General features: G+C 69.6%; 26 protein-coding genes. 12 read left to right on the top strand and 14 right to left on the bottom strand.

The window, feature by feature from the left end; translation table 11 throughout:
* Positions 1-80: 80 nt before the first annotated feature.
* On the top strand, positions 81-377 hold the full coding sequence (locus tag Ari01nite_RS35910; RefSeq protein WP_203786717.1) for a hypothetical protein: 297 nt from the start codon (positions 81-83) through the stop codon (positions 375-377).
* A 65-nt stretch (positions 378-442) separates the two neighbouring features.
* Here the strand turns inward: Ari01nite_RS35910 and Ari01nite_RS35905 are convergent, their stop codons facing one another.
* Positions 443-946: a cupin domain-containing protein gene (locus tag Ari01nite_RS35905; protein WP_203786716.1), complete on the bottom strand. Its 504-nt coding sequence runs from the start codon at positions 944-946 to the stop codon at positions 443-445.
* Between Ari01nite_RS35905 and Ari01nite_RS35900 the strand changes: the two genes are divergently transcribed.
* Entirely contained in the window at positions 945-1,865 is a 921-nt protein-coding gene (locus tag Ari01nite_RS35900) for a hypothetical protein (protein WP_239163299.1), read from the top strand. The two genes, Ari01nite_RS35905 and Ari01nite_RS35900, sit on opposite strands and share 2 nt — an antisense overlap.
* On the opposite strand, the gene Ari01nite_RS35895 is transcribed toward Ari01nite_RS35900, so the two are convergent.
* Both Ari01nite_RS35895 and Ari01nite_RS35890 read right to left on the bottom strand, forming a co-directional pair.
* Positions 1,854-2,051, bottom strand: coding sequence for a hypothetical protein (locus Ari01nite_RS35895; protein WP_203786715.1), 198 nt, complete (start codon positions 2,049-2,051; stop codon positions 1,854-1,856). The two genes, Ari01nite_RS35900 and Ari01nite_RS35895, sit on opposite strands and share 12 nt — an antisense overlap.
* Positions 2,052-2,169: 118 nt before the next feature.
* Complete coding sequence (locus Ari01nite_RS35890) at positions 2,170-2,814, bottom strand: alpha/beta hydrolase-fold protein (RefSeq protein WP_239163298.1); 645 nt, start codon at positions 2,812-2,814, stop codon at positions 2,170-2,172.
* Between the two features lie 174 nt (positions 2,815-2,988).
* Between Ari01nite_RS35890 and Ari01nite_RS35885 the strand changes: the two genes are divergently transcribed.
* The 6 genes from Ari01nite_RS35885 to Ari01nite_RS35860 all read left to right on the top strand — a co-directional run bounded on the left by Ari01nite_RS35885 (position 2,989) and on the right by Ari01nite_RS35860 (position 8,488).
* The gene (locus tag Ari01nite_RS35885) at positions 2,989-4,719 is read left to right on the top strand and encodes a cellulase family glycosylhydrolase (RefSeq protein WP_203786714.1); all 1,731 of its coding nucleotides are present in this window, start codon (positions 2,989-2,991) and stop codon (positions 4,717-4,719) included.
* Between the two features lie 588 nt (positions 4,720-5,307).
* Positions 5,308-6,126 carry a hypothetical protein gene (locus Ari01nite_RS35880; RefSeq protein ID WP_203786713.1) on the top strand — a complete coding sequence of 273 codons (819 nt, stop codon included), beginning with the start codon at positions 5,308-5,310 and terminating at the stop codon, positions 6,124-6,126.
* A gap of 115 nt (positions 6,127-6,241) precedes the next feature.
* Positions 6,242-6,760 (top strand): hypothetical protein, encoded by a 519-nt coding sequence (locus tag Ari01nite_RS35875; RefSeq protein WP_203786712.1) that lies wholly within the window; start codon positions 6,242-6,244, stop codon positions 6,758-6,760.
* Entirely contained in the window at positions 6,655-7,260 is a 606-nt protein-coding gene (locus tag Ari01nite_RS35870) for a YdeI/OmpD-associated family protein (protein ID WP_203786711.1), read from the top strand. Before Ari01nite_RS35875 ends, Ari01nite_RS35870 begins: the two co-directional genes overlap by 106 nt.
* 347 nt (positions 7,261-7,607) lie before the next feature.
* On the top strand, positions 7,608-7,838 hold the full coding sequence (locus tag Ari01nite_RS35865) for a response regulator (protein WP_203786710.1): 231 nt from the start codon (positions 7,608-7,610) through the stop codon (positions 7,836-7,838).
* Positions 7,839-7,846: 8 nt separating this feature from the next.
* On the top strand, positions 7,847-8,488 hold the full coding sequence (locus tag Ari01nite_RS35860; RefSeq protein WP_203786709.1) for a GAF domain-containing protein: 642 nt from the start codon (positions 7,847-7,849) through the stop codon (positions 8,486-8,488).
* A 20-nt stretch (positions 8,489-8,508) separates the two neighbouring features.
* On the opposite strand, the gene Ari01nite_RS35855 is transcribed toward Ari01nite_RS35860, so the two are convergent.
* From Ari01nite_RS35855 to Ari01nite_RS35845, 3 genes are all read right to left on the bottom strand, one after another.
* A complete protein-coding gene (locus Ari01nite_RS35855) occupies positions 8,509-9,087 on the bottom strand; it encodes a DUF998 domain-containing protein (RefSeq protein ID WP_203786708.1) in 579 nt (192 codons plus the stop codon).
* Between the two features lie 724 nt (positions 9,088-9,811).
* Positions 9,812-10,420 (bottom strand): ribonuclease FAU-1 family protein, encoded by a 609-nt coding sequence (locus Ari01nite_RS35850; protein WP_203786707.1) that lies wholly within the window; start codon positions 10,418-10,420, stop codon positions 9,812-9,814.
* Positions 10,421-10,521: 101 nt separating this feature from the next.
* Positions 10,522-11,106: a serine hydrolase domain-containing protein gene (locus tag Ari01nite_RS35845; protein WP_203786706.1), complete on the bottom strand. Its 585-nt coding sequence runs from the start codon at positions 11,104-11,106 to the stop codon at positions 10,522-10,524.
* Between the two features lie 118 nt (positions 11,107-11,224).
* On the opposite strand from Ari01nite_RS35845, the gene aroA reads away from it, so the two are divergent.
* Together aroA and Ari01nite_RS35835 are read left to right on the top strand one after the other, a co-directional pair.
* Positions 11,225-12,478 (top strand): 3-phosphoshikimate 1-carboxyvinyltransferase, encoded by a 1,254-nt coding sequence (aroA, locus tag Ari01nite_RS35840; RefSeq protein ID WP_239163297.1) that lies wholly within the window; start codon positions 11,225-11,227, stop codon positions 12,476-12,478.
* 42 nt (positions 12,479-12,520) lie between these two features.
* On the top strand, positions 12,521-13,210 hold the full coding sequence (locus tag Ari01nite_RS35835) for a hypothetical protein (RefSeq protein WP_203786705.1): 690 nt from the start codon (positions 12,521-12,523) through the stop codon (positions 13,208-13,210).
* 3 nt (positions 13,211-13,213) lie between these two features.
* On the opposite strand, the gene Ari01nite_RS35830 is transcribed toward Ari01nite_RS35835, so the two are convergent.
* From Ari01nite_RS35830 to Ari01nite_RS35820, 3 genes are read right to left on the bottom strand one after another with little or no spacing between them, the layout of a single operon-like run.
* Positions 13,214-13,525, bottom strand: a complete 312-nt coding sequence (locus Ari01nite_RS35830) for a hypothetical protein (protein WP_203786704.1) — start codon at positions 13,523-13,525, stop codon at positions 13,214-13,216.
* A gap of 27 nt (positions 13,526-13,552) precedes the next feature.
* Positions 13,553-14,422, bottom strand: coding sequence for a hypothetical protein (locus Ari01nite_RS35825; RefSeq protein WP_203786703.1), 870 nt, complete (start codon positions 14,420-14,422; stop codon positions 13,553-13,555).
* Positions 14,419-14,748 carry a PadR family transcriptional regulator gene (locus Ari01nite_RS35820; protein ID WP_203786702.1) on the bottom strand — a complete coding sequence of 110 codons (330 nt, stop codon included), beginning with the start codon at positions 14,746-14,748 and terminating at the stop codon, positions 14,419-14,421. The genes Ari01nite_RS35825 and Ari01nite_RS35820 overlap by 4 nt, the downstream gene beginning before the upstream one ends.
* A gap of 163 nt (positions 14,749-14,911) precedes the next feature.
* Between Ari01nite_RS35820 and Ari01nite_RS35815 the strand changes: the two genes are divergently transcribed.
* Both Ari01nite_RS35815 and Ari01nite_RS35810 read left to right on the top strand, forming a co-directional pair.
* The gene (locus Ari01nite_RS35815; RefSeq protein ID WP_203786701.1) at positions 14,912-15,445 is read left to right on the top strand and encodes a SigE family RNA polymerase sigma factor; all 534 of its coding nucleotides are present in this window, start codon (positions 14,912-14,914) and stop codon (positions 15,443-15,445) included.
* Complete coding sequence (locus Ari01nite_RS35810) at positions 15,432-16,625, top strand: hypothetical protein (RefSeq protein ID WP_203786700.1); 1,194 nt, start codon at positions 15,432-15,434, stop codon at positions 16,623-16,625. The genes Ari01nite_RS35815 and Ari01nite_RS35810 overlap by 14 nt, the downstream gene beginning before the upstream one ends.
* A gap of 49 nt (positions 16,626-16,674) precedes the next feature.
* On the opposite strand, the gene Ari01nite_RS35805 is transcribed toward Ari01nite_RS35810, so the two are convergent.
* From Ari01nite_RS35805 to Ari01nite_RS35785, 5 genes are all read right to left on the bottom strand, one after another.
* The gene (locus tag Ari01nite_RS35805; protein WP_203786699.1) at positions 16,675-17,226 is read right to left on the bottom strand and encodes a hypothetical protein; all 552 of its coding nucleotides are present in this window, start codon (positions 17,224-17,226) and stop codon (positions 16,675-16,677) included.
* A 59-nt stretch (positions 17,227-17,285) separates the two neighbouring features.
* Positions 17,286-17,870: a copper resistance CopC family protein gene (locus Ari01nite_RS35800; protein ID WP_203786698.1), complete on the bottom strand. Its 585-nt coding sequence runs from the start codon at positions 17,868-17,870 to the stop codon at positions 17,286-17,288.
* On the bottom strand, positions 17,867-19,075 hold the full coding sequence (locus Ari01nite_RS35795) for a Dyp-type peroxidase (RefSeq protein WP_239163296.1): 1,209 nt from the start codon (positions 19,073-19,075) through the stop codon (positions 17,867-17,869). Before Ari01nite_RS35795 ends, Ari01nite_RS35800 begins: the two co-directional genes overlap by 4 nt.
* Positions 19,072-19,614, bottom strand: coding sequence for a copper chaperone PCu(A)C (locus Ari01nite_RS35790; protein WP_203786697.1), 543 nt, complete (start codon positions 19,612-19,614; stop codon positions 19,072-19,074). The genes Ari01nite_RS35795 and Ari01nite_RS35790 overlap by 4 nt, the downstream gene beginning before the upstream one ends.
* Before the next feature lie 110 nt (positions 19,615-19,724).
* Positions 19,725-20,303, bottom strand: a complete 579-nt coding sequence (locus Ari01nite_RS35785) for a TetR/AcrR family transcriptional regulator (protein WP_203786696.1) — start codon at positions 20,301-20,303, stop codon at positions 19,725-19,727.
* Positions 20,304-20,317: the final 14 nt, after the last annotated feature.

Below are 20,317 nucleotides of genomic sequence, written 5' to 3'. Positions count from 1 at the left end.
ACGACACAAACCCGCAACGTTTGACCATCTGGTGCCGTTGGGTAACGGCGACATGCCGGATCACCAACAGGGGGACACACATGGCCGAGCCGCAGGTCACGCTAGATCCGACCGGTCTCAACCGGGTCGAGAGGAAGCTGCGCGGACCACTGGAGGACCAGCTGACGTCGGCCCTCCGGGCCGCAACCGACAAGACCCGGCACGCGTACGCGGGCGAAAGCGTCGAAGTGGTGACACAGGAACTCCTGCGCCGCACCCGCGAGGGCCTGCACCACGACATAGCCGACGGCTTCCACCCCGACATGGCCGAACTACGCCGCGTAGCCGAAACCATCGTGGCCGACGCCGACACCCGGGACCTGCCCCGGCCCCGTTAAGGATCCGATCCGCTCCCGGCCGGTGTGGGGCAAGCACGGGCCGGGGGCGGGTCTTGTTTTGACGCCTAGGTGGTCAGCTTGAACCGTTCGACGATTTCCGGCAGCCACTCCGGCTCGCCGAACTTCAGGCCGTAGCGCTCGGCGAGGTCGCCGCCCTGGCCGGCCGCCGCCGGCCCGGCCGCGATCAGCTCCGCCACCTCGCGGAAGAAGTGCTCGAAGCCGGCCGGGGTGATGATCTCGATCATTCGGGCGGGGACGGCGCCGGCGTTCCACATGGCGTGGAGTTCGCCGCGCGGCTTGGTGATGTAGCCGCCCGGGCCGAGCACGGCTTCCCGGTCGCCCGAGCGGAAGCCGATTTCGCCCTCGATGACGATCGAGTACTCGTCCTCCCGGGTGTGCAGATGCGGCGCCACGAGCGCGCCGACCGGGAACGGGTGCTCGACGATTGCCAGCGCGCCGCCGGTGTCCTCGCCCCACAGCTTGAAGTGCACGCCGATGTCGCCGAGCTGGCCCACGCGTCCGCCGCCCGGCTGCACCACGGTCAGCGGCGGCGGCTCCGATGTCGTCATGCGACGTACTTACCGCATCCTGGAGGCTGCCGGCCAGCGAATTCGCGTGCCGCGACCCGCCGGTGACCGGGCGGGGACGGCTCGTGGCGTGGTGAACTGGGGCATGCTGATGCGTCCCGCGGAACTGGCGGCGATCCGTGCCGGTGACGTCGACGTCGCGTTCCGCCGCTGGGAGCGGCCTCGTGTCCGGGTCGGCACCCGGATGCGTACCGCGGTCGGGCTGGTCGAGATCACGTCCGTCGACCGCGTGCCGGTGAGCTCGCTGACCGCCGCGGACGCCCGCCGGGCCGGCGCGATGTCGCTGGCCGCGCTCCGGCAGGGGCTGGACCGCGTGCACCCCGACCGGCCGGTGTATCGGATCGGGCTGCGGTACGCGGGTGCCGACCCGCGGCACGCGCTGCGTGCGGCGGTGCCCGACACCGCGGAGATCGAGACGATCGTCGCGTGGCTCGACCGGCTCGACCGCGCCTCGCCGACCGGGCCGTGGACCCGGGCAACGCTCCTGCTGATCGACGAACTGCCGGCCACCCGGGCACCCGACCTGGCACAACGGATGGGACGCGACACCCCGGCGTTCAAGCAGAACGTGCGCAAGCTCAAGGAGCGCGGTCTGACCGAGTCGCTCGACATCGGCTACCGGCTGTCGGCGCGCGGCGCTGCCGTCCTGGACCACGAGGGTCACCCCCGGCCAGCCCAGGACCGGCCGGTGCCGGAGCCGGGCACCCCGCTGCCGCACCTGGGCGCGGCCGCGACCCGTGCGCTCACCGCGCACGGCGTGGTCAACCTCGAGCAGGTCGCCGGCCTCACCGAGGACGAGGTGCGGGCACTGCACGGAGTCGGGCCCTACGCCCTTGGCCATCTGCGAGCAGCGTTGGACGCGGCCGGGCTGGCCTTCCGCAGCAACTCGTCAGTCGTCTAGGTCAACGGGTTCGAACAGCTCGAACCCGGCTACCGCGCCGCCGAGCAGGGCGAGTACGGCCACCACCGCAACGACCGTGCGACGGCGGTTCGAGCCGGCGGCGTGTCGCAGCTGGGTCCACATCGTGGCCAAAAGGGCGATCCAGGCGGCCGCCCCGCTCCCGGTCGGCGTCGCAACACCGAACACCGCCGACCTGCTGCACGGGGACAGCTTCGTTCATGACAGGCACCTCACTCAGACGACCGACAGGGACCCGTATGGTGCCGCGCACATGCTGAACGCACGCTGGATCGCGCCGGGCAGGTCAGTGGCCGAACGCCCACGCCACCATCAGCGGCAACTCGTGTTCCCAGAAGGGGTCGCCGTGCGCGCCGGCCCGCCGGGTCATGACGACGTCGCCGCCCGCCTCGCGGAGCGCGTCCGCCCACCGTGCCGCGTTGGCGAGGAAGAACGGCTCCTCGGTTCCGGCGACGAGGTAGGTGCGCGGGAGCCGGCCGGGCAGCGTGGCGGGTGGCCGATACCCGGCCCCGGGCGAGGCGCAGAAGACGGCGCCGTAGAGGCTGGGATGGCGCAACCCCATGGCGAGCGCGAGTTCCGCACCGGCCGAGACACCGAAGACCGCGGTGCGGCCAGCCGGCAGCCGGACGGCCAGGCGGGTCGCCGCCCAGCGCCGGACGTCCTCGACGAAGAATTCTTCGTGCGCGGCGAACTCGGCCGTGCTGTGTCCGGGTGAGTACTCATGCAGTCGCAGCGTCTCATCCGCGACCCGGTGCGCGCCGATGATCATCGTGGGTGGCAGATCGGCGGCCTCCAGAGCCGCTGCCCACGACGCGATCAGTTGCCCGTCCCCGGCGAAGACGACCACCTCGGTCGCGGCCGCCGGCACGTAGGCAGTGACCTGCCGCCCACCGTCGTAATCCAACGTCTCGGTGATGAACTCGCCTGGCACAGAAGGACTCTGACAGGATCCTGCCCTCACACACACCCCGATCCCAACTTACGACTATCGATTTCGGCCGGATGTTGCGGCCGCGTTACCGACCGCCTACTCTCCCGTCCATGGGAGCGCTCCCACGGCGCTGGCCCGGTGTGCTCGACCGCGACAACTTTTCGGAAGGTCCACATGAATTTGACCGGCAAGTCCGGTGGGCGCAGGCGACTGCGTGCCCCCCTGGCGATCGCCACCACCGCTGCCGCCGTGGTGGCCGCCTCCGTCGCGGCAATCATGCCGTCGGCCGCCGCGGAAGTTCCCGCCAAGGACTGGCTGCACGTCCAGGGCAACCAGATCGTCGACGAGGCCGGCAATCCGGTCTGGCTGACCGGGACGAACTGGTTCGGCTTCAACGCGTCCGAGCGGGTCTTCCACGGGCTGTGGTCGGCCAACGTCACCGAGGTCACCAAGTCGATGGCGGACCGGGGTATCAACCTGGTCCGGGTTCCGATCTCGACCCAGCTGCTGTTGGAATGGAAGGCCGGCACGTTCGCCCCGGCCAACGTCAACACGTACGCGAACCCGGAGCTCGCCGGGAAGAACACGCTCGAGATCTTCGACTACTGGCTCGGGCTGTGTGAGCGGTTCGGGATCAAGGTGGCGCTGGACGTGCACAGCGCCGAGGCGGACAACTCCGGGCACAACTACCCGGTGTGGTGGAAGGGCACCATCACCACCGAGCACTTCTACCAGGGGTGGGAGTGGGTGACCGACCGCTACAAGACGAACGACACGATCGTCGCGATGGACATCAAGAACGAGCCGCACGGTGGGCAGAACGAGACCCCGCGCGCGAAGTGGGACGGCTCGACGGACGCCGACAACTGGAAGCACGTCGCAGAGACGGCGGCCAAGCGGATCCTGGCGATCAACCCGAACGTGCTGGTGCTGGTCGAGGGCAACCAGGTCTACCCGCGCCCGGGCAAGGACTGGAACTCGCCGAACACGAACCCGGACCTGACGCCGAACTTCTACAACACCTGGTGGGGCGGCAACCTGCGCGGCGTCGCGGACCACCCGGTCCAACTGGGTGCGAACCAGGACCAGCTGGTCTACTCGCCGCACGACTACGGCCCGCTGGTGTTCGAGCAGCCGTGGTTCACCGGCACGTTCGACAAGGACTCCCTGATCCGCGACGTGTGGGGCCCGAACTGGTTCTACATCCACCAGAACAACACCGCGCCGCTGCTGATCGGCGAGTGGGGCGGCCGGCTGGGCCAGGACGCACGCCAGGACAAGTGGATGGCGGCGCTGCGGGACCTGATCGTGGAGAACAAGGTGCACCAGACGTTCTGGGTGCTCAACCCCAACTCCGGTGACACCGGCGGCCTGCTGCTGGACGACTGGAAGACCTGGGACGAACAGAAGTACGCGCTGCTGAAGCCGGCGCTATGGCAGCACGGCGGCAAGTTCGTCAGCCTGGACCATCAGGTTCCGCTGGGCGGAACCGGCTCGGCCACCGGCATCAGCCTGGCGCAGCGGTACGGCGAGAACCCCGGCCCCGTCCCGAGCACCACCGGCCCGACCTCTCCGGCGCCCAGCTCTCCCACGCCGAGCACGCCCCCGGCGCCGACCGGCCAGTGCACCGCCACGTTCAAGGCGGTGAGCAGCTGGAACAGCGGCTTCCAGGGTGAGGTCACGATCACCAACGCGGGCACGACGGCCACCCGTTCGTGGTCGGTCACGCTGACAACCGCCTCCGGCACCCGAATCGCGAACGTCTGGAACGGCACACTGAGCGACGGCAAGGTCTCCAACGCCGCGCACAACGGCGCGCTGGCCGCGTCGGCGAGCACAACGTTCGGCTTCCTCGGCGAGGGCGCACCGACCGGAATCACGGTCGCGGGCTGCTCAGCCAGCTGACTACCGCACGCGGCGGGCTGGAGACCTACGTCTCCGGCCCGCTTTGCGTCGCCCGTACTGCGGCCGGCCGATCCCCGACGTGCGCGCGGACCGTACTCTGACGCGTATGGATGTCCGAGCCCGCATTCGGCCTTTGGCCGCGGTCAGCGTGCTCGCGCTAACAGAAGTCTTCAAGGTCGCGGCCGGGTGGAACTGGCCACCATCCTGGGCTCAGGTCACGTTGACAACATTGGTCTTCGGATCAGTTGCCGCGCTTGGATTCGGCGTCGATCTTAAAAAAAATGCCTCGAGAAGGTGCCTGTACGCAATCGGCTAGGTGGCAGAATCGCGCGGTTCTCTTACTGTCCCTCTCGTGGCTGCGTTGCGACATTCCGTGGATCCGCCCGCCGGGAAGGTGACGCGGGTTTCAGACCGGTCAGCGTGGACGCTGACATGGTTATGGGCGTGGGGTTCCGTACTCAGGCGTGGTGCATTGCTTTGTTCATCGGTGCCGTGCGGGTGACGATGCGAATTCGATGAACGTTCCCCTCCATGCTCCGCTGGTGGGCCGGTTCCTGACCGAGGTCCCCAAAAGCTGGAGGGAGAACGATGTTGAAGCGAGCAACCTCGACCGCGACACGTCGCGTCCGCGTCGCGCTGGCGACGGCGGTCGCCACCGTCGCGACGCTGTTCGTCGTGCCGTCGCCGGCCGCAGAGGCATTCCCGGTGGAAGCCTTCGCGTTCGGCGGCAACTCGCACGCCAGCATGACCCGTGCCATGTTGACCCGGGCGGTCCTCGACTACTTCGGGATCAGCAACCCGAGCGTGGCGACGCGCCGGGCGATCGACGACATCGCCGCCGCCAACGAGGCCGTCGACGGAGATCAGGTGAGTTCGGCCAAGCACTTCGACGGCGAAAACTTCAGCGGCGGAAAGGCGCTGATTCAAACGCATTTCTCGAACGTCGTGACGCTGCTCCTGATCGGCAACCCCAGCGGCGCTCGGCTCAGCTTCGGTGCCGCGCTGCACACCATCCAGGACTTCTACGCGCACAGCAACTGGGTGGAGCTCGGCATCCGAAGCCCGACGAGGGCACTGTGGACGACCGATGCGATCGGCACCATCGCCGGACCGCGCGAGGCGACCTGCAACGGCTCGACGCTGCTCACGACGAAGCTGACCAGTGGGTACTACGGCGGCGAAGACCGGACGCCGCAGATCGCCTCGAAGTGCCGGCACGGCGGTCCGACCGACTTCAGCGCCGGCTTCGGCGGCATCAACAAGGATTTCAGCGACACGCTGTTGTCCCCGCATGCCACCTTCCACGCCGAGGCAGCCCGGCAGGCCACGGCGGGCAGCCGGCTCTTCCTGGACGACATCAACTTCTCGGTCGGCCAGTTCTTCACCGAGGAACTGCTGGCCGTTTAGGTGAACCGACGACGCGGCGCCCGGTCAACGCCGGGCGCCGCCTTTGGACCAGGATCGACCCACGACCCACGACCCACGACCCACGACCCACGACCCACGACCCTGAACCGCCGGCATGGGTCGCGAACCCGGCACGCTGGGCGGTGCCACGGGCGTCGCGGTCGCCGTCAACGATCGCGACGAGGTTGCCGGCACAAGCAGCACCGCCACCGGCGGGCAGCACGCGTTCCGCTGGTCGCGGGGCCGCATGACCGGTCTGGCGCCGCTGCCGGGCTTCCAGTTCTCGGAGGCCGCCGACATCAACGAACACGGTTGGGTCGTCGGTACCTCCTACGGTACGGACGGGTGGCGGGCCACCCTCTGGCGCAACGGCCACCCGATCAACCTGACCACCCGCAACCTCCGCGCCTCCGACCTGCTGACCGACCTGAACAACCGGGCACACATCGCCGGCTTCCGCGACGCCCGTCCCGTTCTCTTCCGCCTACCCCAGCGCGGACCTACGGCGCAGAAGTTAGCCTGCCCGTCATGGCAGGTCGCGAGTTGGAAGAACTGGTCGTCGCTGACGCCGAGGCGCTGCGCGTGTGGTTGGCCGAACACCACGCCAGTTCGGCCGGAGTGTGGCTCGCGCTGACCAGGAAGGGCGGAACTGTCACCACATTGACCTGGCAGCAGGCGGTCGACGAGGCCCTGTGCGTCGGTTGGATCGACGGCCAGGCGCGCAAGGGTGACGAGTCGATGTCGTGGATCCGTCTGACGCCACGCCGGCCTCGCAGCGCGTGGTCGCAGCGCAACGTCGTCAATGTCGCCAGGCTGCAGGCTGGAGGACGGATGCTGCCGGCGGGCCGGGAGGCGGTGGAGTCGGCGAAGGCGGACGGGCGGTGGGCGGCTGCCTACGCCCCGCCCTCGGAGGCCGAGGTGCCCGCCGACCTGCTGGCCGCGATCGCCGCCGACCCGGCCGCGCAGGCCATGTTCGACGTCCTCACCAAGACCAACCGCTTCGCGCTGATCTACCGCCTCAACGCCGTCAAACGAGCCGAAACCCGCGAGCGGAAAATCGGCGAGTTCGTCGCGATGCTCGCCCGCCACGAGTCGTTCCACCCACAGAAGGCCAAACCCGAGGCCGGATCGTAACCAGCGCCGCAGATCCTCGCGGATAGCAACACCGCGGCGCCGGCGTATCTCTGTGCCGGCGTGGGCCGTGTATCGCGGCCGGCTGCGCCGGTCTGCCGGGCGGGATCACCGGGCGTCGCCGGGTCCGGCCGTGCCGTCCTGCGCGGGCATTGCCGCTCCTTCGGCCCGAGATGGGGTGACTGTTTCGGTGATAGCGTGCGGTGATGGTGGCGGCATCGCCGGCGAGTCCACGGCAGGTCGGCAACGACCCAGCGCCGGACGATGTCGGCGCGGGCCCGGCGGCCGGTGATCGGGTTTGTCGACGAGTCCGACCTGGTCACGATGACACCTTCACCGTCCGACTGCCGTTGACCGGCCGGCCCGCCGACATCGCCCGCCGGCCGCGCCGTAGCCGCACCCGCCGCCACACCCGCGTGATCGCCGTCTCCGGCTTCAGCACCGCCTCCGACCGCGCCCGTAGCCGCACCGCCGGTTTCGACGCCCACCTGCCCGAACCCCTCGACCTCACCGACCTCGACCACCTCCTGGCCATCTGGACCCACGACTGGACCCGCCCCCTGCACCCGGAAGTCCTCTGATGCGCGCCGTGCCTGCCGCATCGGCCCTGACATCCGAACTCGCGGCGGCCGTCGCCGATCGACAGCGGGCAGTACGGCAGCGGGCCCAGATCACCGCCCAGCGCCAGCAGTACCTCATCGACGTCGAGGTCCGCGCCACCCGCCGTGCGCTGCTGCGGCTCGTGCACCGCCGCGATGGGCCGGACGCGTTCTGCGACCCCGACTTCCTCGCCTGCGCCGACCGTCCCACTCTCTACCAGGCCATCCTGCAGACCGCGGTCACCGCCGGCGGCGCTGACCGCGCAGACCTGCAGCTCTACGACCGATCCGCGGCAGCCCTACGGCTGGTAGCCCAGCACGGCTTCACCGCCGAGTTCCTGACCTTCTTCGCCACCGTCGACACCAGCACTCCGACCGCCTGCGCCGCCGCGATGAGCACCCGCCGGCCCGTCGTGGTCCACGACATCACGTTCAGCCCCGTCTTCGCCGGTCAGCCCACCCTGGAACCCCTGCTGGCAGCCGGCTCCCGCGCCGTGACGTCCTACCCACTGATCACCCGCGGCGAGTTGTTCGGCGTGCTGTCGTTCCACTACCGACGACCGCAGCTTCCGCACCACTCAACCGGGCTGATCAGCTGGAGCGCCGCCCAGGCGATCACCTATGTGTCGTGAGAGCACAGCCCCCGACCAGATCATCGGGGCGAGGTCCTGCGCCTGCTGGCGTCGCCGTTGAAGGTGGTGAGCAGGGCGGTGCCGACCAGCCAGCTCACGTCGACCACAAGCAGGATCCGCTCCAACAGGGCGCTGGTGGTGCCGCGTCCGGCGAACAGCATCATCAGGCCCAGGGCGGCGCCGAGCGGCACGGTCAGCGTCAGGGTGGCGGCCGTCAGCCACCGGATCGCGGGGCGAGCGTTCGTCGACCAGGTCAAGGCCATCGCGGCGGCTAGGACGGCCATGCCCAGGATGCTGGGGGTGGCGTGGACGAGGTCGGCGGGTGTCGTCGGTTCGTACGGCGGTAGAGGGCACTGACTGCTGCACGGCACGAGGCTGGACGTGCCGGCGAGCACCGCGGCGACCAGCAAAAGCAGTCCGGCACGGGGTAAGGCCCAGCCGAGCAGCGCGACGCCGAGCGCGAGCACGATCAAACCCAAGCGATAAATGCCGGCGTACGCCTGGCCGGCCGTCCCCGCCTCGCTGACATAGCCCTGCCACCACGGCTCTGGCCGGGCAACGAGCGCGAACAGCATGACGCCGGCGCCTGCGGTGACCATGAGAGTAGCCACCGCGGCGGACCGGGCCTGCGGTGACGGGCGCGCGCGAGCTCGTTGGACGTCTGGCCTGCCGCTGTTGGCTCGGGTCAATCTGAGCGACGGATCTTCCGCATGAGCATCGCCCAGACTCCGTATCCGGAGCCGACGTTCCCGGTGACGGCTCCCGCTGCAGATCCCGTGAGCAGAGCGTTCGCGCACTCGGGGCAGACCTCTCGCCCGGTAATCGTCTTCTCGAACGGCTCCCGCACACTGCGGCGGCAGTCCGGGCACTCCCGACCTGACAGTCCCATCGAGCTCTCCTCACCGCCGGCTACGCGGAGCGTACGGCCGCGAAGCAACCACCGCCGCGAATCCGGTGGGCGGGTCCGCGGGTACGGGTCTACGCTGCGGCGGCGAATTCCTCGCTGAATGGTCGTCCGGCCCCGTCGAGGACGTCGCTCAGATGGCGCGTGTGCATGTCCGGGTGCTGGCAGGAGGCGTTTCGCGGAATCATGCCGGATGCGGTACTCGACGACCCGGATTTCCCGGCTGCGCGGGGAGCGGCTATGGATTGCCGCTCTGACCGGCGAGCGATATGGCGCCAACCGGGCGGCGGTCGCCGAACGGGAGGCGAATTGATCGGGGTCGCGATGTCGGGGTGCGGGGCGAGCGTTGTTGGAGGCCGTCATCGACCCGGTCTCTCCCGGACAACCCCCGGTAATGCCGTAGGAACTCCCGATCGGCGTCATTGACCGGCGTACGGGGGCACTGACGGCGGTGATGACCACCCGGCCGGCGGTTGCCAGGTCAGCCAGGTACTGCTGACGAAGGGCTCCTCGCATCGCCGCACGCGCTCGATCATTCGCGCCAGCTCGATCTCCACGTGTGCGGCGGAGTCTGCCGAGATATGGCCCTCGGCCACCGCCCGACGAAAGTCGTCGGTGTCCTTCACCCGGTAGCCTCGGTCGGCAGTCACCACGAGATCGACCACGAGGTCGTCGGTGTCCACGCCCCTCGCCGTCCGTTGGAATGGGGTTTGGAAGTTCACGTACCAGCTTTCAAAATCGCCGAGCGAGTCGAATTCGACGTCGACGCAATGCCAGTCCCCCGGCCGGATCAGCCGCAGCAGGCTGCCGCCTTTCCAAACCAGGTCCGTCAAGACCCAGCTGGAGAAATCGCGTACCTTGCTGCCGTCAGGGTTGCGAGCCGACTTGAACGCCGTGTTCGGCGCCTGGTACAGGACGAGGTGTTGCGGCGAGTCCTCGACGACACGCATCGGTATCGCGAGCATCACCCGACCGTTGCGCACCCGACGGTAGAGGATGACCTCGCCCCGCTCGAAAAATCGGTCCACGATGCTCCTCTGTCAGCTGCTGTGCTTGCCCGGGCGGCCGAAAGCGGTTGCGGCGCGGGCGATGAACTCGTGGGTGGCGGGACCGTTGGTGAGTGCGGCGGTCATGGAAACGGCCAGTTGGTGGGTGGAGTCTGCGGTCTGGAACACCCAGGTGCGGTTTTGCCGGTCATCAGTTCGGCGAAGAACCGGTTGAGGTCGGCGGCGGTGGATATCATGCCGCCGGCCGCCCCGGCGTGCGACGGGCTGCAGGCGGTCAGGTCGACCGGTTTGCCCGCCACCGTCAGATAGCCGCGAGCGTGCGGCTCGGGCAGCGACTCGTCGTGGTCGTCGGCCCGCGTGCGGCGCAGGTCGAGCGGCCGCAGGATCCGCCGCTGGATCTGCTCGGCGTACCCGGATCCGGTCACCTGCCGGATCAGCACGCCGAGAAGAACAAAGGCGGTGTTGTTGTACGCGCGGGCCGTGCCGGGCGGGAATTCCGGCTCGCGCCGGACCGCCTGTTCGACGATCTCGTCAGGGGTCCATTGCCGGGACCGGTCACGGAGAAACGTCTTGGTCACACTGCCGATCCGGAACCAACCGCCAGCATCGACGGCACCACCGAGAACCAGCTCGTCGAGAACCTGCTGCAGCCGAGCCGGCCCGGACGACCCGGGTCCGTCAGCCGCGCGCCCCTGAATCGCTGTCATTACCCTTCACCGAACCTGACCATCTGACGGCTACCGCCTGCCGGTAACTTAGCGGCCGGCCATCCAAGGGCTGGAAAAGTGTCCGGTTCGGGCTGCCTGCCAAGGCGACAATGGTGCGGTGATCCGATCTCGCCACGTGCACCCGCTGGCCCGTACCGTCGATGCCGTTGTGCGTCCGCCTGGGTCGAAGAGCATCACCAACCGGGCTCTGCTGTGCGCCGCACTCGCCCCCGGCACATCCACGCTGGCAGGGGCGTTGTTCGCGGACGACACCCACGCCATGGTCGACGCCGTGACCGCGTTGGGCGCGACGGTCACCGCGAGCCCGGAGTCGCGGACGATGACCGTACGCGGCGGCGGCGCCCCGGTCTCCGGTGCCGTCATCGATGCGCGGCAGTCCGGCACGACCTCACGTTTCGTCCTGCCCGCGGCGGCACTTTTCGACACTCGCACCGTCGTCGACGGCACCTCCCAACTACGCGCCCGGCCATTCGCCCCGGTCCTCGACGGACTACGACAGGCCGGCGGCAGAGTCGAGGAGCTGGGCGAGCCCGGGTTCCTGCCCGTCGCGGTCAGCGGCCCCTCCCGCGGCGGCAAGGTTCACGTCAGCGGCGCTATTTCCAGCCAGTTCCTCTCCGGCCTGCTGATGGCGGGTCCACTCATGCGCGACGGCATCGATGTCAGTCTGACCTCGGCGCTGGTGTCCGTGCCCTACGTCGAGATGACCAAAGCAGTGATGGCCGCCTTCGGCGTCACCGTCCACGGGCTGTCCGTCTCCCCCGGGAGCTACCACGCCCGTACGTACCACATCGAGCCGGACGCCAGTGCCGCCTCCTACTTCCTCGGCGCCGCCGCAATCGCCGGCGGCCGGGTGACCGTCACCGGACTCGGCACCGGCAGCGTGCAGGGCGACACCCGGTTCGCCGACGCGTTGCAGCGCATGGGAGCCTCGGTGACCCGCACCGCGGATTCACTGACCGTCTCCTCCACGGGAGGCCTGCGCGGTATCGACATCGACATGGCCGACATCTCCGACACCGCGCAGACCCTGGCCGCGGTCGCGGTGTTCGCGGACTCACCGACCCGCGTCCGCGGCATCGGTTTCATCCGCGGCAAGGAGACCAACCGGGTAGCGGCCATGGTCACCGAGCTCCAACGGGCAGGCATCGACGCCGTCGAGGACGAAGACGGCTTCACGATCACCCCCGGCACACCCCGGCCAACCGCATTCGAGACCTACGAGGACCACCGGATGGCCATGAGCCTTTCATTGATCGGCCTCCGCACACCCGGCATCGAAATCCTCGACCCCGGCTGCGTTTCCAAAACCTACCCAGACTTCTTCGCCGACCTCGACACCCTCGCGAGCTGACCGTTGCATCTGGCCGCCAAGCGCGCGCTGTCCGTGGCGGTCGTGGTGACTGCGGTTGTGCTCGGTGTGCTGGCGTTCCTGGCCGACACCGTCGACGGCATGGCCGGGCACCTCATGGTCGCGGTGTTCAGCAGTGGCCTCGCCTGGGGGCTGGCGGCGTTGCTGACCGGCCGGGCGGCTACCGGGCGCCGTAGTGCGGTGACCGGTGCAACGGTGCTGCTGGTCTCGGCCACCCTCGTCTACTACCTGCTGATCCTCGTGGTCAGCCGGCGGTGGAGCGGCGGCACCCTGCAGGACGGAACTTCGGGAGATATGTACGGGTTGCGTTCGCTGGCGATCATGACCACGGCCTGGCTGGTGGTGTCGATGGTCGCGGGGCCGGTGCTGGGCCTGCTCGGACAGCTGAGCAAGACCAGGCCGGCGCCGGGAGCGGCTCTGGCGGCGGGTGTCGCGTGCGGATTGTTGTCCAGCGAGGGCTGGCAGGGGATCACCACGGCACCACCCTGGCGCCTGCTCGCGGCGGCCGTCAGCTCGGACGCCGGATACGTCCGCGGATTCGCCGCCGCAGCGCTGGCCGAGTTCCTCGTCCCGTTCGCCGTCCTCGCGTGGCTGGCCACGGCTCATCGCCTCTGGCGCGCCTGGCCCATCATGATCATCGCGATGATCCTCACCGCGGCATCCGGCGCGCTGTTCTGGCATCTGCTCCGCACCGCCGCGAACCACGCCGGCTGAACATCACCCCGTAACGGGCCGCAGCTTGAAGATAAGGATGCCCAGGTATTTGTTCATCCACGCCTGCTTGTGCGGGTAGCGGCGCGCGGTGTCCTCGGTGAGTTGGGGCTCGGTGGCGGTCTGGTCCAGAATCGAACGGCCGGCGACATCGCCGAGAATGTCTCGTTCGGCCGGCCACTCGACCAGGCGGTCCAGTGAGTCTTCCCGAGCCCGCGCCCGCTCGTAGTCCGCCGCGAGCTCCTGCCACGCCTGACTCGGGTTTTGAACGCTGTCGCTGTCAGATCCCGGCGCCGAACCGGGGTCGTGTGCCGCCACGCACAGGAGCGTAGCCGCTGCGAGCGCTCAGAGGCGGGAATGGAAACGGGCGGTCAGGGTGGCTGCGCCCAACAGGAGCGTGGGCGCGGCGGCGACCCCGATCTGCAGGGCCGCGGTCGCCAGGGTTGACCGGCCCTCCATTTCATAGGACACCTGGATCAGCAGCGCGGTGACGGCGAACAGTCCGACGGCCATGGTCACTCGCACGTCGACGGCCGGCCAGAGCAGCCCGGCGCCGACAACGGCGAGTGCGACCGCGGGCCCGAGCTTGTCCACGAGGCCGGGGAACGGCAGCACGGTTCCGCCCTGATCCGCGACGACCAGCAGCAACGGCATCAGCGGGAGATAGCGGAGCAGGCCGGCGCTCGGCTCGCAACGGTGTCGCAGCAACGGCAGGAGCATCGCCGTCGCGAGCGGCAGCAGCCAGAACGTGCCGTCGCTGGGCCGGACAAGCGGTGACATGCCGACCAGGAGCAGGAACGCCGCCATGGACGCGGCGACCGCTGTCAGGTAGCTGTGGCGCAGCACCGCGACGAGGGCGCCGGCGCTGAGCACCGCGATCCCGGCCGTCACGTAGGGGAACGACGCACGGAACACGACATGGTGCCCGAGCTGAGCTATCGCGTCGGTCAACGCATATACGATCAACATCAGCGCGGCCACCCGGAAAGCGGTCAGCCAACTCTGCCGGGCGCTGCGGCGGCCGCCGTCGCCCGCGTGGGCACGCAACGCACCCAGGATCAACGCGCCGGTCTCGCGCGCCGACGGGCGGCTCCGGCCCTGATCGGCAGCGACTTCCAGCAGCGTCTCCAGCAGCTCGGAACCGCGGCTGCGGCGATAGGCGGCCGGGTAGAGGCGAAGCAGGCGCGCGAACCGGCGCTCGAGCCGGGGGCTCACGCGATGCCCGCCGCGGGCCGGACGGCGGTGGACATCCGGTCGGTGACCACCCGGGCGGCGGCGGCCAGATGGGCGGCCTCGGCGTGCAGGGCGGCCCGGCCGTCCGGCGTCAGATCGTAGTAGCGCCGCGCTCGACCGTTCACGATCTCCTCGTTCACGGCCTGCACCAGACCCTCGCCGGTCAGCCGGTCGAGGGCGGTGTAGAGGGTGCCGGTTGCCAGCCGTACGCGCCCTTGGGAGAGTTCGTCGGCCTGCTTGATGATCCCGTAGCCATGTTTGGGTCCGCTCTGCAGAGCGGCCAGGATGAAGTACGTCGCCTGTCGCATTCATCAACTATATATATAGCTCAACTACCTATACAAGCCTGTACGTGCGCTGCCGCACTCGGGTTCGACCTCGTCGAGGTAACCGGCCGACTACTTTTGATCCCCGTGCAACTTCTGGGTCCGGCGGCACCGTTCTACCTCCGCCAAGAAGGAGGCAGCCGAGTTGAAAGCCGAAGAGGAGCAAGCGTTCCGCGAGTTTGTCACGTTCCAGTTACCGCAACTGCGGAAGCTGGCGTACATGACCTGCGGCGACTGGCACGCGGCGGAAGATGCCGTGGCCAACGTGCTGGCCAAGCTCTACCCCCGCTGGCGCAAGCTGGAACGGCCCGATCTGTACGCCAAGACGATGGTTTACCGCGCCGCGATCGATGAGACGCGCAGACCGTGGCGTCGGGAGCGGGCCGCCGGCGACGCCATGCCGGACGTTCTGCAACGGGACCCCGCCGGTGCGACCGACGAGCGACTGCGGCTGCGGGACGCGCTGGGCGCGATGCCTCCCCGTCAGCGTGCGGCCGTCTTCCTCCGGCACTACCTGGGCCTGAGCCTCGAGGAGACGGCCGGGGTGCTCGACTGCAACGTCGGAACGGCGAAGAGCCAAGTGTCGCGGGGCCTGGCCAAGCTTCGCGAACTGCTCGCCGCCGAACGCATCAATCTCACCGGGGAAGCGATAGAGGAGTGGACCAATGCAGTTGCATGAGTTCGTGGACACGGTGACGGCCGACGAGCCGCCGCTGTCGCGCACCGCGGACGACATCGTCCGGGCCGGCCGGCGGGCCCAGCGGCACCGCCGGGCCGGGTTCGCCTCGGCCGGCGCGGCCGGCCTGGTCGCCGTCGTGGTGGCGGGCGCGTTCGCGCTGCCCTCGCGCGAAGCCGATCAGAGCACCGCGAGCGTCGAGACGGCCGACCCTAAAAACAACAACGCCGTGTGGACCGACGCCGCCCCGTTCACCTTCACCTTCCAGGGGTTCGACGCCGGCAAGTTCCACGTGCAGAACCCGATCGTCACGTCGACCGCCTACCAGATCGCCTCGGTCTACATGGACGGCGCCGAGTCCAACGACAAGCCGGTCAGCGGGGATGAAACGGCCACGGCCAAGACGCCCGAGGAGCTCCTGGAGCAGAAGAGGAACGCGAAGCCGACGATCTACGCGTACCTGACGCTGTACCGGCCGGGCGCCTTCGACCCATCCAAGATCAAGAACGGCAGGAACATCACGGTGAACGGGCGGCAGGCCGTGCAGGCGACGCTGACCGTCGGCCTCGAGCCCGACAGTCCGCCCGCCCCGGGCAACAAGCAACTCGCGTGGGAGTACACCGACAACGCCTGGGCGACGGTGACGTCGATCTCCAGCAGCGAGTCGTCGCCGTCGTTCGCCGACCTGACCGGGCTGGTCGGTGGCCTCAAGCCGAGCGCGCCGGCCCCGGCGACGCTGCCGTTCACGGTCGGCTACGTGCCTGCGGGCTACCAGCCCGTGCAAACCGGCACGACCGCCCTGCCGGGACTCGACGGCATCGCCAGCGCCCGCGGCGGCGACTACGGTGGCGCCACCTACGCCAAGCCGGCCCCGGCCCCGACCGGCCTCGCCGCGCCGTTCGACCAGGGCACCGAGGCCGGCGTCGACAACAGCTTCAGCATCTTCGTGACGCCGAGCGGAAACTCGAACCAGAAGGCCCGGGCCGGCAAGACGGCGTGTTACCCCAACGGCTTCTGCAACGTCTGGAGCGCCGACGGCAAGGTCCAGGTGCAGGTCAGCAACCAGGGCACCGGGGCGAAGCTGCCCGAGTCGGAGCTGAGGAAGATCGTCCGGTCGATCCGGCTGGCCGACGTCACCGACGCCGGCACCTGGCATCCGGCCGCCGAGGCCCTCAAGCAGTAAACGGACTGCCGACGGCGCCGCGGCCAGCGGCGCCGTCGTCATGTCCCGATCAGCAAACCGGTCGGCCCAGGAAGTTCCTGAGCACGAAGTCGGCCGGTCCGGCCTGGAAGTAGCCGACACCGTCGCGGATCGGGTGGTCGGTGTAGAGCTCGACCCGGGAACCGATGCGTACGACGTATGCCTGATTGCCGTTGTTGTTGTGGATGAGGCGGCCGCGCCGGCCGTAGATGTCCTCGAGCTGGTCCCAGCTCATGCCAACCGACGCGCCCGCCGGCGACCGGGGCGGGACGGTCGCGGTGCCGACCTCGACCAGCCGGCCGGCCCGGAAGCCCAGGATCAGCACCCCGGACCAGTCGCCGGTCACCCCGGTTAGGACGACGTCGCACTCCTGCGGCGGGGCGACCCAGCCGATCAGGCCGGCCTCCTGCAGGGTCTGCAGACGGGCCCCGATGCGGTACGGGCCGGCACCGCGGACGCTCAGCACCTGCTCGGCTGAAGCGTCCGTGACGGTGCCGGCGGACGCGGGTGCCGCGGCCGGGACCAGTACTCCCAGGGCCAGCGCGGCGACAATGACGAAACGTGGGAACGAGAAAAGGTTCATAACAGTTGGTCCGCCCGCCACCCACTTTTGTTCGCGCGGCTTGCTGACAGTTTCCGGCGTCAGCTTCGGCGGCGGCCCCGCCACCAGAATCCGCCGGCCACCGCCACCAGCACCGCTCCGGCCCCGGCCAGGGCGATCAGCACCGGGGTGCTCATGCCGCCCTCGCTGGCGACGGGCTCGGCCGCAATGGTCTCGGGGGTCTCCGTGGGCGCCGGCGGGGGTGGCGCAGACGAGAGGCTGGGCGAAGGCGCGGACGAAAGGCTGGGCGAAACGGCCGGAGCCTCGGGGTCGTCGACCGTGAACTTGTACGACCCCTTCACCGCGTGTCCGTCCAGCGACACGGTCTGATAGGCCACCGTGAAGGTGCCGTTGCCCGGCGCCGTCATCAGCGCCAGCGTCACCGTGTTCCCGTCGATCTTCGGCTCCTCGGCCGCGAGCGCCTGCTTCGCCGCGTCCGAGACCACGATCTTGGTGTAGTCCGGGTTGAGCTTCTGCAGGAACCGCAGCTTGACCGCGGCCGGCGCGGTGGTGAGCACGGCGTCCTTCTTGGGGGTCGCCTCGGCCAGCGCGTTGTGCGCCTGCGCGGGGGCGGCCGGCAGCAGCACGGCCAGCCCGGCGGCGAGGGCGATCAGCAGCTTTCTCATCCGATCACCTGCTCGCCGATCCAGCCGCCCGGGGCGCAACCGGGCGGAATGGCGAAGACGGCCGAGCCGATCGGTGTGATCCATTCATTGAGCAAGTCTCTCTCCGCGAGTCGCTTCTGGATGGGCAGGTACTGCCGGTCGATATCAGCCTGGTACGCGGCGAAGATCAGCCCGCTGTCCGGATGCCCGGCCGCGTTCGCCGCCCCGTCGTAGTTGTACGGCCGGCGCAGGATCTTCAGCGCCGGATCCGTGACGTGCGCCCGGGTCACGTGTGCGAAGTCCGGCATCGCCGGCAGCCCGGAGTCGTCGAGCTTGGCGAAGTCGGGTTCGTCGCGCTCATCGACCCCGGACAGCGGCGCCCCGCTGTCCATCCGCCGCCCGACGGCATTTTCCTTGTCCGCGGTGCTCAGCAAATCCCACGTTTCCATCTCGGCGCGGATCCGGCGCAGCACCAGGGTGGTGCTGTCGCGCAGCCACGGCGGCCCGTCGGTCACCCACACCGCCCGGTCCATGACCTCACCCTGCGGATTCGCGGTGCCGTCGAGCTGACCCATCACGTTGCGCTGCGTGAAGCCCGGCGCGTGCATGCCGGGGCTGCGCCGGAACCCTATCTGCACCCACCGCACCGCGGCGAACGGCCGGGCATCCTTGATCAGCATCCGTTGCGCGTGCGCGACCGTCAGCGGGTCGTCCGCGCAGATCTGGAGCAGCAGGTCACCGCCCGACCACCGAGGCTCCAGACGATCAACACCAAACCTCGGCAGATCCCGTACGGATGAAGCCCGGCGATCCGTGACACCCGCGGCCCGGTAGAAACCCGGCCCGAACCCGAACGTGACCGTCAACCCGGCCGGCAGCACCGCCAGGTGCGCATCGGTGTCACCCAACGCCGGCTCACCCCGGGTCAGCCGCGCCGCGTCGTCGGACAACAACCGCATCATCCGCCCCAGCGCGCGCCGATCCGTGCCCCCGGGCAGCGTGAACGCCACGAACGACGCGTGCGCCGGCGGCTCGGTGGTGACACCGGCCTGCCGCGCGTCGTGGAACGGCACCACCACCGACCCCAGCTCCGGCGCGTCCGCCACCACCGGCAGCACCGGTTCGGCCCGCTGCGCCATCGCGGCCGTGGCCCCCGCCGCGCCGGCCAGCGCACCCGCACCCGCGAGCGCGCCGCCGGTGAGCACCGACCGCCGGCTGACCGTCACATGCCCGCCATCGACGGCGCACCGTGCCCCGGCGCGTAGCTCTCCCCCGCCCCCGCGAACGGCTTGGCCACCGCGGTGAACGGAACCGTGCTCCCGTCGTCCAGGGTCAGCGTGAACGACACCTCGTCGCCCGGCTTGATCGGCGCCGACGGCTCCATCAGCATCAGGTGGTCCCCGCCCGGCGCGAGCTGGTGGCTGCCGCCCGCCTTGATCGCGAACCCGCCCGTCTTCTCCCGCATCAGCATTTCGCCGTCCTCCATGGCCATCTCGTGCAACTCGACCGGCGAGAGGGGCGACGACACCTTGACGACGGTCACGTCCTTGCCGGTCCCGTTGACCACCGTCCCGAACGCCGCGGTCATCCCCTTGTCGGCCGCCTCGACCCAGGGATCCTTGACGGTCAGCGTCGCCGGCACCGCCGACGTGGGAACCGGGGCCGCCGCCGGCTCCGCCGCCCCCTCACTGGCGGCACATCCGGCAACGGCGAGTGCGGCGGTCAGAACGGCAAGCGCAACGGTGCGCCGGGCATAAGTCTGCATTGTCACTTCCTATACGTAAGCGTCCTGGTATAGGTCGTTCCGCTCCGTGGTTTAGTTCCCCGACTGCCCGGATAGTCGCCGGCGGCCCCGATCCAGTTCCCCGAAAGTGATCACTCCCGGCGCCGCCGCATTCCGGTCAGCAGGTCGAGCATCAACTCCGCCACCCCGTCGCCGATCGGATCCGCCCCGGTCAGGTGCCGGAAGACCAGCCCGTCGAGACAGGCGATGAACAGTTGAGCCTGCCCTGCCGGGTCACTGGTCCCCGCCGCCGTCAGGGTCACCTCGGCCATCCGGTGGTAGTGCTCCCGCGCCCGGCCCAGCACCTCGTGCAGCTCGGGCCGACGGCTGGCCTCCAACATGAGCTCATACCGGGCAACCATCCGCTCCCCCGCCGCCGCCGAGGTCCAGTACCGGACCACGCCCGCAGCCGCCCGCGCCACCTCCGCCACTCCGCCTTCGACGAGTGCTGTGCCCGGTGGCAGGTCGGCCGAGTCGACCTCGATCAGGCGCTCCAGCGTCGCCTGCAACAACGCCTGACGGGTCCGGAAATAGTACGAACAGGAACCCTCCGGTAAGCCCGCCGTCTGGTCGACCGCCCGGTGCGTCAGCCCGCGCATCCCGGCGCGGGCCAGCGTCGTGATGGCCGCGTCCGCGATCAGCTGGCGCCGGGTCGCAGTGGTGTCGGTCACTTTCCCTCCTCCAA

It is taken from the genome of Paractinoplanes rishiriensis (assembly GCF_016862375.1).
GTDB classification, from domain to species: Bacteria; Actinomycetota; Actinomycetes; order Mycobacteriales; family Micromonosporaceae; genus Actinoplanes; species Actinoplanes rishiriensis.
Note: the sequence above shows the minus strand (reverse complement) of the source record. Positions and strands in the feature narration are given on the sequence as shown.